1 protein-coding gene is annotated in these 237 nt (G+C 67.1%); it reads left to right on the top strand.

The window, feature by feature from the left end; all coding sequences use genetic code 11:
• Positions 1-237, top strand: a 237-nt coding sequence (locus tag SB771_RS36990; RefSeq protein ID WP_410722284.1) for a glycosyl hydrolase family 65 protein, incomplete at both ends; no start/stop codon positions are given.

Here is a 237-nt window from a genome sequence, read left to right as displayed (position 1 = left end):
CCGCCGACGTCTATGCGGTTGCGCCCCACGCCGGGCGGGGTGGCTGGAGCTGGTACACCGGCTCTGCCGGCTGGATGTACCGCTTGATAGTCGAAAGCCTGCTGGGCCTGCAACGCAGTGGCGACACCCTGCGCCTGCAGCCGCTGTTGCCGGCAGGCTGGCCGGGTTATGGCCTGCATTACCGCTTTGGCAGCACCCATTACCGGATCGAGGTACGCAACGGCAACGGCAGCGAAC

This window comes from Burkholderia sp. SIMBA_051 (assembly GCF_046534915.1).
GTDB lineage: Bacteria > Pseudomonadota > Gammaproteobacteria > Burkholderiales > Burkholderiaceae > Burkholderia > Burkholderia ambifaria.
Note: the sequence above shows the minus strand (reverse complement) of the source record. Positions and strands in the feature narration are given on the sequence as shown.